General features: G+C 70.5%; 14 protein-coding genes and 1 pseudogene. 11 read left to right on the forward strand and 4 right to left on the reverse strand.

The features are described 5' to 3' along the window. Nucleotides 1-352: 352 nt before the first annotated feature. A complete protein-coding gene (locus ACFCZF_RS25325; RefSeq protein WP_375918800.1) occupies nucleotides 353-679 on the reverse strand; it encodes an Lsr2 family protein in 327 nt (108 codons plus the stop codon). A 350-nt stretch (nucleotides 680-1,029) separates the two neighbouring features. On the opposite strand from ACFCZF_RS25325, the gene purS reads away from it, so the two are divergent. Genes purS through purL form a run of 3 tightly spaced genes read left to right on the forward strand, consistent with a single transcriptional unit; the run spans nucleotide 1,030 to nucleotide 4,258 of the window. After that, complete coding sequence (purS, locus tag ACFCZF_RS25330; RefSeq protein WP_053133538.1) at nucleotides 1,030-1,302, forward strand: phosphoribosylformylglycinamidine synthase subunit PurS; 273 nt, start codon at nucleotides 1,030-1,032, stop codon at nucleotides 1,300-1,302. Then, nucleotides 1,299-2,003 (forward strand): phosphoribosylformylglycinamidine synthase subunit PurQ, encoded by a 705-nt coding sequence (gene purQ, locus ACFCZF_RS25335; RefSeq protein WP_376673601.1) that lies wholly within the window; start codon nucleotides 1,299-1,301, stop codon nucleotides 2,001-2,003. The genes purS and purQ overlap by 4 nt, the downstream gene beginning before the upstream one ends. Beyond that, nucleotides 2,000-4,258 carry a phosphoribosylformylglycinamidine synthase subunit PurL gene (purL, locus tag ACFCZF_RS25340; RefSeq protein WP_376673602.1) on the forward strand — a complete coding sequence of 753 codons (2,259 nt, stop codon included), beginning with the start codon at nucleotides 2,000-2,002 and terminating at the stop codon, nucleotides 4,256-4,258. Before purQ ends, purL begins: the two co-directional genes overlap by 4 nt. A 55-nt stretch (nucleotides 4,259-4,313) precedes the next feature. On the opposite strand, the pseudogene ACFCZF_RS25345 reads toward purL, so the two are convergent. After that, a pseudogene (locus ACFCZF_RS25345) lies at nucleotides 4,314-4,460 on the reverse strand (Uma2 family endonuclease); the annotation flags it as partial. A 127-nt stretch (nucleotides 4,461-4,587) separates the two neighbouring features. On the opposite strand from ACFCZF_RS25345, the gene ACFCZF_RS25350 reads away from it, so the two are divergent. The 7 genes from ACFCZF_RS25350 (at nucleotide 4,588) to purM (ending at nucleotide 11,729) form a co-directional block, all read left to right on the forward strand. Beyond that, on the forward strand, nucleotides 4,588-5,091 hold the full coding sequence (locus ACFCZF_RS25350; protein ID WP_376673603.1) for an ArsR/SmtB family transcription factor: 504 nt from the start codon (nucleotides 4,588-4,590) through the stop codon (nucleotides 5,089-5,091). Nucleotides 5,092-5,127: 36 nt separating this feature from the next. Continuing rightward, complete coding sequence (locus ACFCZF_RS25355; protein WP_376673604.1) at nucleotides 5,128-5,976, forward strand: M23 family metallopeptidase; 849 nt, start codon at nucleotides 5,128-5,130, stop codon at nucleotides 5,974-5,976. A gap of 74 nt (nucleotides 5,977-6,050) precedes the next feature. Next, complete coding sequence (locus ACFCZF_RS25360; RefSeq protein WP_376673605.1) at nucleotides 6,051-7,295, forward strand: hypothetical protein; 1,245 nt, start codon at nucleotides 6,051-6,053, stop codon at nucleotides 7,293-7,295. A gap of 10 nt (nucleotides 7,296-7,305) precedes the next feature. After that, on the forward strand, nucleotides 7,306-8,103 hold the full coding sequence (locus tag ACFCZF_RS25365) for a sterol carrier family protein (protein WP_376673606.1): 798 nt from the start codon (nucleotides 7,306-7,308) through the stop codon (nucleotides 8,101-8,103). Between the two features lie 80 nt (nucleotides 8,104-8,183). Then, nucleotides 8,184-9,017: an META domain-containing protein gene (locus ACFCZF_RS25370; protein WP_376673607.1), complete on the forward strand. Its 834-nt coding sequence runs from the start codon at nucleotides 8,184-8,186 to the stop codon at nucleotides 9,015-9,017. A 62-nt stretch (nucleotides 9,018-9,079) separates the two neighbouring features. Beyond that, complete coding sequence (gene purF, locus ACFCZF_RS25375; protein ID WP_376673608.1) at nucleotides 9,080-10,606, forward strand: amidophosphoribosyltransferase; 1,527 nt, start codon at nucleotides 9,080-9,082, stop codon at nucleotides 10,604-10,606. Nucleotides 10,607-10,661: 55 nt separating this feature from the next. Beyond that, nucleotides 10,662-11,729, forward strand: coding sequence for a phosphoribosylformylglycinamidine cyclo-ligase (gene purM / locus ACFCZF_RS25380; RefSeq protein WP_376673609.1), 1,068 nt, complete (start codon nucleotides 10,662-10,664; stop codon nucleotides 11,727-11,729). An 80-nt stretch (nucleotides 11,730-11,809) separates the two neighbouring features. Here purM and ACFCZF_RS25385 read toward each other — a convergent pair whose 3' ends face one another. Both ACFCZF_RS25385 and ACFCZF_RS25390 read right to left on the reverse strand, forming a co-directional pair. Further along, on the reverse strand, nucleotides 11,810-12,064 hold the full coding sequence (locus ACFCZF_RS25385) for a DUF3073 domain-containing protein (protein ID WP_375918833.1): 255 nt from the start codon (nucleotides 12,062-12,064) through the stop codon (nucleotides 11,810-11,812). A 333-nt stretch (nucleotides 12,065-12,397) separates the two neighbouring features. Beyond that, a complete protein-coding gene (locus ACFCZF_RS25390) occupies nucleotides 12,398-13,492 on the reverse strand; it encodes a Leu/Phe/Val dehydrogenase (RefSeq protein ID WP_376673610.1) in 1,095 nt (364 codons plus the stop codon). A 219-nt stretch (nucleotides 13,493-13,711) separates the two neighbouring features. On the opposite strand from ACFCZF_RS25390, the gene ACFCZF_RS25395 reads away from it, so the two are divergent. Next, the gene (locus tag ACFCZF_RS25395) at nucleotides 13,712-14,563 is read left to right on the forward strand and encodes a hypothetical protein (protein ID WP_376673611.1); all 852 of its coding nucleotides are present in this window, start codon (nucleotides 13,712-13,714) and stop codon (nucleotides 14,561-14,563) included. Nucleotides 14,564-14,914 lie beyond the last annotated feature (351 nt).

Consider the following 14,914-nt stretch of genomic DNA (forward strand, 5'->3'; position numbering starts at 1 on the left):
GCGCCTTCTGGTGTACCCCACCCCCCACCCCCGAAACTCTTCTTTCGGCCAGGTGGGGGGGGGGGGGGGTTGGCCCCGAGCCCCCCCACCCCTGGGGATGTTCTACTAGCCAAGTGCCCAAGTGGAGCCGGGGCTTGCGTCGCTGCGAACACAGGACGCGTCCTGTCTCCCCGAGGAAGACTGGGGCAGTTGGCGATGCCCCGCAGCCGGGCATCGCAGCCTGGCCCGTCTGATGCGGTCACTGCCGTTCCATAACCGGGTCCACCAGCTCAGGGCTGGACTTGTGCCTCCGCGACTCGCGCACCGACAGCCCAAGCGTGGCACGGAGGCGTGCCACCTGTCCGGAGATTTCCTAACTTGCCGGGCGCGCGGAGGCGAACGCCTCGTACACCCGCTTCGGGATCCGGCCCCGCGCGGGCACGTCCATCTTGTTCGCCTGCGCCCAGGCCCGGACCGCCGCCGGGTCGGGGGCGACCTCCGTCTGCCGGTACGCCTTGCCGGACCGTGACCGCTTGCGGCCGGCCGACACGAACGGCTCGAGAGCTTTGCGCAGCTTTCGGGCATTGGCTTCGTTCAGGTCGATCTCGTACATCCGGCCGTCGACACCGAAGGCGATCGTCTCCGCCGCTTCCGAGCCGTCGATGTCGTCAAAGAGAGTGACCACGACACGCTGCGCCACGAATATCGGTCCCTTCGTGCGGCATCTCCGCGATGACGTGCCCGAACGTGCCAAGACACCGCGATGATGCCGACTGTTCGCCTGTAATTGGGCAAAGTATCGGCTAATGACATTTCATTTGTACAGTGCCCGGCATTGCAATGGGAAGCCCGACTAAATCTCTCCGCGTGTCCGTCGCGCAATAGGCGTCCATGCCCGATCCGGGATCTTTCCCGAAGCTTTTCGTGAGCACCTCCTCCCGATGCCGAATCGTGACAGGGCTCACGTAGTTTCCTCCAAGGCTACGCGCGTAGAAATTTTGTACGGGTAGTCTGAAGGAACCTGCTCAGCACCACACACCGGGAGTGCCAGTGGCACGCGTCGTAGTCGACGTCATGCTCAAGCCGGAGATCCTCGACCCCCAGGGCCAGGCGGTGCAGCGCGCACTGCCGCGGCTGGGATTCGAGGGGATCTCGGACGTACGTCAGGGAAAGCGATTCGAACTGGAAGTGGACGGGCCGGTCGACGACGCCGCCCTCGCCCGCATCCATGATCTTGCGGAATCCTTCCTCGCCAACACCGTGATCGAGGACTTCACCGTCAAGGTCGAGTCGGACGACGTAGTCGCGGGGGCAGTGAAGTGACCGCTCGTATTGGCGTCGTCACTTTCCCCGGCAGTCTCGACGACCGGGACACGCAGCGCGCGATCCGCGTCGCCGGCGCCGAACCCGTGGCCCTCTGGCACAAGGACAAGGACCTCAAGCAGGTCGACGCCGTGGTGCTCTGCGGTGGTTTCTCTTACGGCGACTATCTGCGCGCCGGCGCCATCGCGCGCTTCTCGCCGGTGATGGACACCCTCATCGACCGGGCGAAGGCCGGTCTCCCGGTCCTCGGCATCTGCAACGGCTTCCAGATCCTCACCGAGGCCCACCTGCTCCCCGGCGGCATGCTGGGCAACGACCACCTGCACTTCATCTGCCGCGACCAGAAGCTGCGGGTGGAGAACGCGGGCACCTCCTGGACCAGCGACTACACCGTCGGCCAGGAGATCCACATCCCGCTGAAGAACATGGACGGCCGCTACGTCGCCGACCGGCGCACGCTGGACGAGCTGGAGGCCGAGGGGCGGGTCGCGTTCCGCTACGTCGCCCGCGGCGAAGCCGCTGATGGATGCGGCAACCCCAACGGCTCGCTCAACGACATCGCCGGCATCACCAACGCCGCCGGCAACGTCGTCGGCCTCATGCCGCACCCCGAGCACGCCGTCGAGCCGCTGATCGGCACCGGCCGCACCGACGGCCTCCCGTTCTTCACCTCGATCCTCAAGAAGCTGGTCAACGCATGAGCCGGACGCCTCTGGACACGGTCGAGCACGCGGCCGAGACCCCCGACGTCGAGCTGCCCTGGGCCGAGCTGGGCCTGAAGAAGGACGAGTACGAGCGGGTCGTGGAGATCCTCGGCCGCCGCCCGACCGGTGCGGAACTCGCCATGTACTCCGTCATGTGGTCCGAGCACTGCTCGTACAAGAGCAGCAAGGTCCACCTGCGCCAGTTCGGCGAGAAGGCCCCCGAGTCCGACGCCATGCTCGTCGGCATCGGCGAGAACGCCGGTGTCGTCGACGTCGGCCAGGGCTACGCGGTCACCTTCAAGGTCGAGTCGCACAACCACCCCTCCTACGTGGAGCCCTACCAGGGCGCGGCCACGGGCGTCGGCGGCATCGTCCGCGACATCATCGCGATGGGCGCCCGCCCGGTCGCCGTGGTCGACCCCCTGCGCTTCGGCGCCGCCGACCACCCCGACACCAAGCGCGTTCTGCCCGGCGTCGTCGCCGGCATCGGCGGCTACGGCAACTGCCTGGGCCTGCCCAACATCGGCGGCGAGGTCGTCTTCGACGCCTGTTACCAGGGCAACCCGCTGGTCAACGCCGGTGCCATCGGCGTCATGCGGCACGAGGACATCCACCTCGCCAAGGCGTCCGGCGCGGGCAACAAGGTCATCCTGTACGGCGCCCGGACCGGCGGCGACGGCATCGGCGGCGCGTCGATCCTGGCGAGCGAGACCTTCGACGATGCCAAGCCCTCCAAGCGCCCCGCCGTCCAGGTCGGCGACCCCTTCCAGGAGAAGCTCCTCATCGAGTGCACCCTGGAGGCGTTCAAGGAGAAGCTGGTCGTCGGCATCCAGGACCTCGGCGCGGCGGGCCTGTCCTGCGCCACGTCCGAGCTGGCGTCGAACGGCTCCGGCGGCATGCGCGTCACCCTGGACGACGTACCCCTGCGCGACTCGACCCTCTCTCCCGAGGAAATCCTCATGAGCGAGTCGCAGGAGCGCATGTGCGCGGTCGTCGAGCCCGGCAAGGTCGACCGCTTCCTGGAGATCTGCGAGAAGTGGGACGTCATCGCCACCGTCATCGGTGAGGTCACCGACGGCGACCGGCTGGAGATCTACTGGCACGGCGGCAAGATCGTCGACGTAGACCCGCGCACGGTGGCGCACGAGGGCCCGGTCTACGAGCGCCCCTACGCCCGCCCGGACTGGCAGGACGCCCTCCAGGCCGACGACGCGAACAAGCTGCCCCGCCCGGAGACGAGCGAGCAGCTCAAGGACCAGGTCCTGAAGCTGGTCGGGTCCCCGAACCAGGCGTCCAAGCAGTGGATCACCCAGCAGTACGACCACTTCGTGCAGGGCAACACCGTCCTCGCCCAGCCCGAGGACTCGGGCATGATCCGCGTGGACGAGGAGAGCGGCCTCGGCGTCGCCATCGCCACGGACGGCAACGGCCGGTACGCCAAGCTCGACCCGTACACGGGCGCGCAGCTGGCCCTCGCGGAGGCCTACCGCAACGTGGCGACGACCGGTGCGAAGCCGCTCGCGGTCTCCGACTGCCTGAACTTCGGCTCGCCGGAGGACCCGGCGGTCATGTGGCAGTTCGCGGAGGCCGTGCGCGGTCTGGCGGACGGCTGCCTCCAGCTGGGCACCCCGGTGACCGGCGGCAACGTCTCGCTCTACAACCAGACGGGCGAGGCCGCCATCCACCCCACTCCCGTGGTGGCCGTGCTGGGCGTCATCGACGACGTGGCCCGCCGCACGCCGGTCGCCTTCCAGGAGGAGGGCCAGCTGCTCTACCTCCTCGGCGACACCCGTGAGGAGTTCGGCGGCTCGGCCTGGTCCCAGGTGATCCACGACCACCTCGGCGGCCTGCCCCCCAAGGTCGACCTGGAGCGCGAGCGCCTGCTCGGCGAGATCCTGATCTCCGCCTCCCGCGACGGCATGATCGACTCCGCGCACGACCTGTCCGACGGCGGTCTGGTCCAGGCGGTCGTCGAGTCGGCGCTGCTCGGGGAGAAGGGCGCGCGTCTGGTCGTACCGGACGGGCTCGACGCCTTCACCTTCCTGTTCTCGGAGTCGGCGGGCCGCGCGGTCGTCGCCGTCCCGCGCTCGGAGGAGCTCCGCTTCACCGACATGTGCGGCGCGCGGGGCCTGCCGGCCACCCGCATCGGTGTCGTGGACGGGGACGCGGTGGAGCTCCAGGGCGAGTTCACGCTGCCGCTGACCGAGCTGCGCGAGACCCACGAGGGCACGATCCCGGCGCTGCTCGCGTAGAAGGCCTGTGCAGTCGAGGTCCCGTCCGGTTCTTCCGGGCGGGACCTCGTGCGTTTCAGCGCACGTAGCTCTTGAGGATCTCCGTGTCGAGTTCGATGCCGACCGGGTCGGGCCCGTACGCGACCCGCTTTCCGTGCCGGTCCCGTCGGTCCGCGTCCGCGTCGTACGAGGTGACCTCGACGGCCATGAGGACTCCGGCCGGGCTCTGCTCTGCCGGAGTGTCGCCAAGGGCGGGCGCCGGGGTGACGGCTTTGCCGGCCGGACACACGCACGGGTGACTGCCGCATGGCCCCTTGCGCAAGATTACGTACTTACGTAATCTCGAAGGAGTGGAGCAACTGGAACAACGCGTAGCCGAGCTCGAACGGCGCCTGGCCGCACTGGAAGCCGCCGACCGGCCCGCGCCCCACCTCGGCGAGGGCGAGTTCTGGGCCCTTGAGGGGCTGAAGGAGCAGCTCGCGCGGCTGCGGGCCGGCGACGGGGGTGTCCTGTTCACCGGCGCCGTCCGGCTGCCGGCCGGTGAGCGGTACGAATGGCAGCACGGCGCCCTCACCGAGGGCCTGCTGGACGCCGACTGGGCCGAGACCGCCGAGGCGTTCGCCGCGCTCGGGCACCCCGTCCGGCTGCGGCTGCTGCGCGAGGTCCTCGGCGGCCGGCGCACCGCCGCCGAGCTGGCCGAGCTGGACGAGGTGGGCACGACCGGCCAGATCTACCACCACCTCCGCCAGCTCACCGGCGCCGGCTGGCTGCACACCACCGGCCGGGGCCGCCACGAGGTGCCGCCGGGGCGGGTCGTACCGCTGCTGGTGGCGCTGTCGGCGGCCCGCGGCTGACCGGAAACGGCGCGACCGCCGATCGAAGGGGGACCCATGTCCGCACGCAAGCTAGCCATGATCACCTTCCGGGCGCTGCAACTGGGCTTCATCGCCCTGGTGACCGCCCACATCGTCTTCGGCTTCGGGTACCCGTGGTGGTGGAACCTCCTGCTGCTGCTCCTGGCCTACGCCCTGATCACCGTGGTCAACCGCTGGGGCGGCGGCGCCCCGGACGCCCCGGGCGTCGCCCGTGAACCCGTCGAGGTCGACCCGCCCGTCACCGGCCGCTGGTCCGCGCTGAACAGCCCCGCCGACCGCACCCCGAGCCACGGCATCCACGCCTACGGCCAGACCTTCGCCATCGACCTCGTCGCAGAGCCGCAGCCCGGTGCCCGCCCCGGCTTCCGCGCCCTGTGGCCGATCGCCCGCCGCAGCCGTGACTTCCCGGCGTTCGGGGCGCCGCTGCTCGCGGTCGCCGACGGCACGGTCGTCCGGACCGAGGACACCCAGCGCGACCACCTGAGCCGCAACTCGCTGCCCGCGCTGCTGTACCTGATGCTCGTAGAGGGTTCGGTCCGCGAGATGGGCGGGGTCCGCCGGATCGTCGGCAACCATCTGGTGCTGGATCTCGGCGACGGCACGTACGCGATGTACGCCCATGTGCGGCGCGGTTCCTTCGCCGTACGCGAGGGCGACCGGGTGCACGCCGGCGAGCTGCTGGCCCGGTGCGGCAACTCCGGCAACTCCTCCGAGCCGCACGTCCACTTCCAGCTGATGGACGGTCCCGACCCGGACACCGCCCGGGGCGTCCCCTTCACCTGGCGCGGGATCGGCGTCCCGCGAGGCGGCGAGCTCTTCGACGTACCCGAACCGGCGGACCGCGCCTCCCGCCGCGGCTGTTAGCTTCGTCGGGCGGTCGCGGAGCCGGTGGAGCCGCCGGGAGCCGCGGAACCGGGCAACCGGGGAACGGGGGAGCGATGCGGGTTCCGGACGGTGTGCGCAAGTCTGTGAACGTCCTGCTGTGTCTGGCCGCCGTCGTGGCGATCGGCTGGAGCGGCCGCGAGATATGGCAGGTGTGGGACGGCCGGCGGCAGATCGACGAGGCCTGCGCGGGACTCGTCCCGGCCGGGCGGGTGCTGGCGCTCTCCCCGGCCGGCGGCCGGATCACCCACCGCGAAGCCGACGAGGGCGTGATCGAGATCGACCGTGGCCTCGGCGCCGGGTCCGCGCAGGACTGCGAGATCTTCAGCACCGAGGCCGGCGAGAAGGACGGCGAGGAGACGGGCGGGCGGTGGTTCTTCACGGCCGCGGTGGGGGTGCTGCCGGCGGACCGGCCCCTGATCGCCGACGGGCCGCTGGAGGACCTCGTCGACAGCTTCGGCGGTCCCACCCATCCCGACCAGCCGCTCGGCGGAGACATCGCGGGCCGGGTCACCGAATCCGACGTCGTCGTCCAGCTCCCGTGTGCCGAGGGCAGGGTGAACGGACGGCAGGTGGAGGCCCTGTGGGCGCGGGCCTCGCTGCAGAACCCCGGGCGGCGGTTCACCGTCGACGGCCAGGTCAGTGCCCACGACCGCGACATCCTCGCCGAGACCGCCGTGACCACCGCCAACAACCTCGCCGACCGGCTGGGCTGCGCCGACCGGCTGCCCGACCCGCCGGAGAACGTCCCCGCGCTGCCCGAGGGACCGGTCCCGGCGGCGCGCGCCGAGGGCACCTGCGCCTGGTACGGCAAGGCCGGCTTCGCCCGCCGGGAGGGGTTCCCGGACCAGGTCGTCGAGAGCCGCACGGACGACCGGCTGTGGGACCAGCGGTGCGGCCTCGTGCTCGGTGAGAGCCGGGCGAGCGCGCTCTACCTGACCGAGGGGAGCGAGCACCGCGTCAGCCGCCCGGAGCGCCCCGGACGGTGGTTCGTCTCCCTGCACACCTACGCCGGCGAGGAGGCGAAGACCCTCCTGCTCACCAGCACCGACCCGCGCGAGAAGCCCGAGCCCGCGACACCCGGCCGGGCCGGACGCAGCACCGAGGACCCGATCTGGTGGGCGTCCTCCGTCTGCGACGGGAAGCCGCAGATCCACACCATGACCGTCTCCCTGGGCTACAACAGCATCATGGCCCCGCGGATGGAGCAGGTCTTCCGCGCCTACGTCGACGACGTGACGAACCGCCGACACTGCACGGACCTGGTATTTCCCAAGAGCCCGACCTTCCGCGCCGACTAGGCTCGCCGCCATGCCGCCAGCCAGGAAACGCGCCCGCGCCTACGACCCCGCCCGGACCCGCACCGCCGTACTGGCCCAGTTCGGCAACGTACGGGAGGCCGTCCGCGCCCTCACCCCCGAACAGCTCGCCCTGCCGACACGGCTCGGCGACTGGACCGTACGGGAACTGGTCGCGCACATCGGGATGGCCCTGACGGCGGTGGACCGGCTGCTCGGCGAGCCCGAGCCGACGCGGCAGGACGGGCATCTGCTCGACTGGCCGTTCGCGATCGCCGCCGACGCGGACGCCATCGCCGGCACCGCCCGGCGCCTCGCGGCCGAGCACCCCGACCTCGACGCCCACCTCGCCGAGGTCGAGCGGCGCTTCACCGACCGCCTCGACGCCCACCCCGGCAGCCGGCTGCTGCCCACCAGCGCGGGCGCCCTGCCACTGGCCGACTACGTCGTCACCCGCACCGTCGAGCTGGTCGTCCACACCGACGACCTGAACGCCGCCGTGCCCGGCCTCGACATCCCGTACGACCGGCAGGCCCTGGCCGCCGCGACCCGGCTGCTGGCCGACGCGCTCGCCGCGAAGGCACCCGGCGGCTCGACGGAGGTGCGGATCCCGCCGTACGCCGTCGTGCAGTGCGTCGAGGGTCCCCGGCACACCCGCGGCACCCCGCCCAACGTCGTCGAGACCGACCCGCTGACCTGGGTGCGGCTGGCCACCGGGCGGCTGGCCTGGGAGGACGCCGTGGCCGGGGCGAAGGTGAGCGCGAGCGGGGAGCGGGCCGACCTCGGGGAACTGCTGCCGCTGCTCAGGTGACGCGGGGGACGGGAAAGCGGGGGACCGGAAAGGTGAACAGGTGAGGGGAACCAGATCCTCCGCACCTCCGTCGAATGGGCATGTACAGGCAGAAGCAGCAGCGCAGCATGACCCTGACCGTGGCGGCAGTCGCCGCGCTCGTGCCGCTCGCGGCGGCCTGCGGCAGCGAGAAGGCCGACGGCGGCAGCGGCTCCGTCGGCGCGGGCAAGCCCCTCACCGGCGTTCAGTGGAGCATCGACAGCGTCACCGTGGACGGCACCACCCACCAGGCGCCGGACGCGGCGCGGGTGCGGATCGACGACAGCGGTCAGGCGGCGGGCAGCACCGGCTGCAACACCTTCAGCGCCCGCGCCGACATCGACGGTGAGCGCGTCCGGCTCAGCGACGCCATGTTCACCGAGAAGGCCTGCGAGAAGACGCCCGTCGACTTCGAGACGTCCCTCGGCCGCGCCCTCACCACCGGCCCGCTCACCACGAAGACCGAGGGCGAACGGCTGACCCTCACCACCTCCGACGGTGACACCGTCCGACTCAGCAAGCAGCCGGACGCGCCCCTGTACGGCACGAAGTGGACCGTCACGGCCCCCGGCCAGAAGGACGCAGACCAGAAGGACGCGGACCAGAAGGACCCGAGCGGCCAGGGCAGCGCCCACCTCACCTTCGACCGGGACGCGAAGACCGTCTCCGGCCGCCTCCCCTGCAACCACGTCAACGCCAAGGCCACCGTCAGCGACGGACATATCACCCTCGGCGCTCCGTCCACCACCCGAATGATGTGCGAAGGCTCACTCATGGACGCCGAGAAGCGGATACTGCGCCTCTTCGACGGCCGGGTCGATTATCGGATCGATCAAGAAACCCTCACGCTGACCAGCGAAGACGGCACCACCGTCCGGGCCGTCGCCGATCAGTGATCCACTCGTGAGCCCATGTCCCCAATTCGGACCAGTGGTCGATCTCGCCTACACTCGAAGACGTGCCACGTGGTGACGGTCGACTCAATCACGATCTGCTTCCCGGCGAGAAGGGCCCCCAGGACGCTTGCGGCGTCTTCGGTGTCTGGGCCCCGGGCGAAGAGGTCGCAAAGCTCACGTACTTCGGGCTCTACGCCCTCCAGCATCGGGGCCAGGAATCCGCGGGAATCGCGGTCAGCAACGGCTCCCAGATTCTCGTCTTCAAGGACATGGGCCTGGTTTCCCAGGTCTTCGACGAGACCTCTCTCGGTTCGCTCCAGGGTCACATCGCGGTCGGTCACGCCCGCTACTCGACCACCGGCGCCTCCGTGTGGGAGAACGCCCAGCCGACGTTCCGTGCCACCGCGCAGGGCTCCATCGCGCTCGGGCACAACGGCAACCTCGTCAACACCGCCCAGCTCGCCGAGCTGGTCGCCGACCTGCCCAAGCAGGACGGCCGCTCGACGCGGGTCGCGGCGACCAACGACACCGACCTGGTCACCGCCCTGCTCGCGGGCCAGGTGGACGACGACGGCAAGCCGCTGACCATCGAGGAGGCGGCCGGCAAGGTGCTGCCCGAGGTGCGCGGCGCCTTCAGCCTCGTCTTCATGGACGAGCACACCCTCTACGCCGCCCGCGACCCGCAGGGCATCCGCCCGCTGGTCCTCGGCCGCCTTGAGCGCGGCTGGGTGGTCGCGTCCGAGTCCGCCGCCCTCGACATCTGCGGTGCCTCCTACGTCCGCGAGATCGAGCCGGGCGAGTTCGTCGCCATCGACGAGAACGGCCTGCGCACTTCCCGATTCGCGGAAGCGAAGCCCAAGGGCTGCGTCTTCGAGTACGTGTACCTGGCCCGCCCGGACACGGACATCGCCGGCCGCAACGTCTACCTCTCGCGTGTCGAGATGGGACGCAAGCTGGCGAAGGAGGCCCCCGCCGACGCCGACCTGGTCATAGCGACCCCGGAGTCCGGCACCCCCGCCGCGATCGGCTACGCCGAGGCCTCCGGCATCCCCTTCGGCGCCGGTCTGGTGAAGAACGCCTACGTCGGCCGCACCTTCATCCAGCCCTCGCAGACCATCCGCCAGCTCGGCATCCGCCTGAAGCTGAACCCCTTGAAGGAAGTCATCAAGGGCAAGCGGCTGGTCGTCGTCGACGACTCCATCGTCCGCGGCAACACCCAGCGGGCCCTGGTCCGCATGCTCCGCGAGGCCGGCGCCGCCGAGATCCACATCCGGATCTCCTCCCCGCCGGTGAAGTGGCCCTGCTTCTTCGGCATCGACTTCGCCACCCGCGCCGAGCTCATCGCCAACGGCATGAGCGTCGAGGAGATCGGCACCTCCATGGGCGCCGACTCCCTGGCGTACATCTCCATCGACGGCATGATCGAGGCGACCACCATCGCCAAGCCGAACCTGTGCCGCGCCTGCTTCGACGGCGAGTACCCGATGGAGCTTCCCGACCCCGAGCTGCTCGGCAAGCAGCTCCTGGAGACCGAGCTGGCCGCCGGGCCCGCCGGTACGGCCGCCACCGACGCCATCCGTCGCCCGTAGCCGTCCGCCTCCCTGGCCTGCCTTCCTGCCGTACGACACAAAGGTTCTCATCGTCATGCCTGACACAACTGGTGCCAGCTACGCAGCAGCCGGCGTCGACATCGAGGCGGGCGACCGCGCCGTCGAGCTGATGAAGGAGTGGGTGAAGAAGACCCGGCGCCCCGAGGTCCTCGGCGGCCTCGGCGGCTTCGCCGGTCTCTTCGACGCCTCCGCCCTCAAGCGCTACGAGCGTCCCCTGCTCGCCTCCGCCACGGACGGCGTCGGCACCAAGGTCGACATCGCCCGGCAGCTGGGCGTCTACGACACCATCGGCCACGACCTGGTCGCCATGGTCATGGACGACATCGTGGTGTGCGGCGCCGAGCCGCTCTTCATGACCGACTACATCTGCGTCGGCAAGGTCCACCCCGAGCGTGTCGCCGCGATCGTCAAGGGCATCGCCGAGGGCTGTGTGCTCGCCGGGTGTGCCCTGGTGGGCGGCGAGACGGCCGAGCACCCGGGCCTGCTCGGCGAGGACGACTTCGACGTCGCGGGCGCCGGTACGGGCGTCGTGGAGGCCGACCGGCTGCTGGGCGCGGATCGCATCCGTAAGGGTGACGCGGTGATCGCCATGGCGTCCTCCGGGCTTCACTCGAACGGGTACTCGCTCGTCCGCCACGTCCTGCTGAACGAGGGCGGCCTGTCCCTGGACGCGCACCTCGACGGCCTCGGCCGCACCCTCGGCGAGGAGCTGCTGGAGCCCACCAAGATCTACTCCCTGGACTGCCTGGCCCTCATGCGCACCGCCGAGGTCCACGCCTTCAGCCACGTCACCGGCGGCGGACTCGCCGCCAACCTGGCCCGCGTGATCCCCGACGACCTGCACGCCGTCGTCGACCGCTCCACCTGGACCCCGGGCGCGATCTTCGACCTCGTCGGCACGACGGGCCGAGTGGAGCGCCTGGAGCTGGAGAAGACCCTCAACATGGGCGTGGGCATGATCGCCATGGTCCCCGAGGAGTTGACGGACGTGGCACTGGCGACCCTGGCCGACCGCGGCGTGGACGCCTGGGTGGCCGGCGAGATCACCGACCGCGACGACCACGGGACGGGCGCGACGCTGGTGGGCGACTACGCCGTCTGAGACAGCGCGGTCAGCGCTGCGGGTAGCACAGAACCCGGTCGGTGACAGAGTCACCGACCGGGAAGGTGTTCAGTGCAGGGTCAAGCGCCGCGTCGCTGTTGAGACGGGGACTGGCCGTCCTCGTCCTCGTCGTCGTCCTCATAGAGGTCGGCGTACTTTGCGTACACGTCATCGTCTTGCTCATCGTCCTCGAATTGCTCGCCGTTAGGCGGTTGCGGATTCGACGGCGATGCGCCCAGCTCCTCGGCCAGGCGGGAGAGATCAGTCCCACCGCTGTTGTACTTCAGCTGGCGGGCGACCTTCGTCTGCTTGGCCTTGGCCCGGCCGCGCCCCATGGCTCGACCCCCTCAACGACGGGGCTCGACGGCCCCAGAGTCTTGACACGCGTTCATGGTCCGGAACGGGCTCTCCGTGGAGAGACCGGTCCGTAGGGCTTCCACGGTACCTGAGCCCACGCCCATACGGTACGTCGCCCGCAGCACGTGGCCATGCCCAGGACCCTCGAGGCGCCCCGTCCTCGCTGGTCAACGGCGATTTTAACCACCTTTCGACGGTCGACCCGCCGGGATAAGTGAGAGTTCTCTCCAACTGCCCCCCGACGGGTACCGGTCAAACCCGCGAAGACCCCGCCCCGACCAGTGCGTGATCACTGCGGGTGCACCGCGCGATCACCGCCGGGTACGTGCCTCCGCCATCCGCTGCTCGGCGATCCGGTCGGCCGCCGCGGCCGGCGGAATACCGTCGTCCTTCGCACGTGCGAATATGGCCAGCGTGGTGTCGTAGATCCTCGCGGCCTTCGCCTTGCACCGGTCGAAGTCGAAGCCGTGCAGCTCGTCGGCGACCTGGATGACGCCGCCGGCGTTCACCACGTAGTCCGGCGCGTAGAGGATGCCGCGGTCGGCGAGGTCCTTCTCCACACCCGGGTGCGCGAGCTGGTTGTTGGCCGCGCCGCACACCACCTCGGCGGTCAGCACCGGCACGGTGTCGTCGTTCAGCGCGCCGCCCAGCGCGCAGGGGGCGTAGATGTCCAGGCCCTCGACGCGGATCAGTTCCTCGGTGTCCCGGACGGCCAGCACGTCACGGTGGCGCTCGGTGACGCGCCGTACGGCGTCCTCGCGCACGTCCGTCACGAAGACCTCGGCGCCCTCCGCCACGAGGTGGTCGACCAGGTGGTGGCCGACCTTGCCGATGCCGGCGACGCCGATGCGCCTGGCGCGCAGTGTCGGGTCGCCCCACAGGTGCTGGGCGGAGGCGCGCATGCCCTGGTAGACGCCGAAGGCGGTGAGCACGGAGGAGTCGCCGGCGCCGCCGTTCTCGGGGGAGCGGCCGGTCGTCCAGCGGCACTCGCGTGCCACGACGTCCATGTCGGCGACGTACGTACCGACGTCGCACGCGGTGACGTACCGGCCACCGAGCGAGGCGACGAACCGGCCGTAGGCGAGGAGCAGCTCCTCGGACTTGATCTGCCCCGGGTCGCCGATGATCACGGCCTTGCCACCGCCGTGCTCGAGGCCGGCCATGGCGTTCTTGTACGACATCCCGCGCGCGAGGTTCAGCGCGTCGGCGACGGCGTCCGCCTCGCTCGCGTACGGGTAGAAGCGCGTACCGCCGAGCGCGGGGCCCAGGGCGGTGGAGTGGATGGCGATGACGGCCTTCAGGCCGCTGGCACGGTCCTGGCAGAGCACGACTTGCTCATGACCCCCCTGCTCCGAGTGGAACAGGGTGTGCAGTACATCAGCAGGTGCGCCGGTTACGTCGGTCACGGTGGTGACTCCTGTGTAGGTGCGGCGGGTGGAGACGGTCCCCGTGCGGGTGGCGGGGACTTTGGCATGAGATTAGAGCCTGCCGGTGCCCGCCCGCCGCACAGTGCTCAGGATCACCTCCGCACGGAGTACGGGCGTGCGACGATTTGCAGAGATTCCCGTGCGTTTGTGATCGGCTCCGGCAGGTTTTCGGGGCGGTGCGCGGGGGAGGGAGCAGGCGTGCCCAAGGTGTCCTCGGTGATCGTCCCCTACGCGGCGTACCTGCGTGTGTACGAGCCGCTGGCCGCGTTCCCCGAGGACGAGCGCGCCCACTGGACCCGCTACGCCCGCCGCACCGACCTGCCCTCCTACCAGGACGAGCTCCGCCGTTCCCTGGCCGACCTGCTGCCCACCCCGCCCGTGGCGGTACCGGTGCACGAGAGCGCCGACGCCTTCGTGACCGAGGTCGACGGCGTGGTCTGCGTCTGCCCCTGGCGGACCCGGCTGCGCGGCTGGCGGGCGCTCGGCGAACTGGCCGAGGACTTCCCGGAACCGGTGCTGGACGCCCTGCTCCCGCCGGTCGTACGCCGTGAGACCACGCAGGACTACGAGCGCTGGCTGGAGCGCAACCCGGACGCCCGCCCCTGGATCCGCACCGCGACCTGGCAGGTGCCGATCAACTGGTTCGTGCTGGTCTCCGACGCGGAGCGGGAGTACGACAAGGGCGGCGACGGCGAAGGGGCGGCCGCACCGGTGCTGCGCTACCGGACGCCGATGGTGCAGGCCCGCCGACGGGTGGCCCGGGGCCTGCGGGCCCTGAAGGAGGCCATGGACGAGGGGCCGCTCATCGACGGCCTGGTGGACGTGGGGCGCTGGCTGGAGGAGTTCCACCCGCGTTCACTGGTGGAGCTGGACTACGGGGGGCTCGTGCACGCCCTGCCGGCCGGTGAGTTGGAGGACGACCACTCCGCGGCGGACGTGGCCGAGGGCATCGAGGCGCTGCGCGAGGGCGACGGGGCCACGGCGGGGGCCGCGTACGGGCGGCTGGTGGAGCGCTGGCGGGCGGTCCGGGACCGGCGGTCGGCGAACTGACGTTTGACGTACCGCCCGATGTGGGGTTTCGTCTTCCGATCCGACACGTGCCCGGTGTGGGCTGATGTTCTGTCAACAAGGGACGTAGGTCCCGATCCGGGCGTATGCGTCAAGCGTGACGGACCGCACGTACATCACTCTTGCGCCGCTTCCCCCTCCTCATGCCAAAATAGGACAAGGAGTCCGGGGAGGGCTCCTTCCGTCCTGCTGTGATGCACTGTGGGCGGAATCTCCGCATTGCACGCTTTGGGGGGTCTGATGACAGGTCTGGTGACCCCTGATCGCCCTGTGACTGATCGTCACAGTGGCGTGACTGTCCGCTATGGCATGGTCCATCGGCTTCCGTCGCTG

The organism is Streptomyces sp. NPDC056296 (assembly GCF_042268605.1).
GTDB lineage: Bacteria > Actinomycetota > Actinomycetes > Streptomycetales > Streptomycetaceae > Streptomyces.